The organism is Pseudoxanthomonas daejeonensis (genome assembly GCF_010093205.1).
Taxonomy (GTDB): Bacteria; Pseudomonadota; Gammaproteobacteria; order Xanthomonadales; family Xanthomonadaceae; genus Pseudoxanthomonas; species Pseudoxanthomonas daejeonensis.
Map to the genome: position 1 here is coordinate 1 of NZ_PDWN01000034.1, position 512 is coordinate 512.

The 512-nt window shown below is 55.9% G+C and carries 1 pseudogene; it reads right to left on the minus strand.

The window, feature by feature from the left end:
- A pseudogene (locus CSC65_RS16085) lies at nucleotides 1–300 on the minus strand (23S rRNA (adenine(2503)-C(2))-methyltransferase RlmN); the annotation flags it as partial.
- Nucleotides 301–512: the final 212 nt, after the last annotated feature.

A 512-nucleotide genomic window follows, 5' to 3' on the forward strand; every position in this document is an offset into this window, starting at 1 on the left:
GAATACGGCTTCGATGGCGTTCTTGCCGTCCATGCCGAGCAACCACTTGTGGGTACCGTCGGTGGAGGGCTTTTCGAACTGTATCTGTGGAACCACGACCTCGGCATGTTGCTGCAGCTTCGCGCGCAGCGCCTTGCCGAGGTCGGTCATGGCATCGAAATCGGTGACATAACGGTGATGGATCCACTTCATCACCTGATGGGCGCGGTAACGCTGTTCGCCGAGCGTATCGGCGAAGAAGCGCTCCAGGCCCTCGCGATCGAGGTCGAGCAGATTCTGTTTCTTGGCGACCTCGTTCACGGCATGGACTCAGCGCGAGACCACTTCGGTCGCGGCGAAGAAGTACGCGATTTCAAAACAAAAAGCTGTTCAGCAACAACCGTCCGACTGTGAACAGGCTGAGCTCGCGCCCACTGGCAGCAGAAGCAACGATGTCGACTAAGACAATAGCTGGGAGATCACTGATTATATGGTGGTCGTACACATGTAACTACGTACTCATAGGCGAGTAA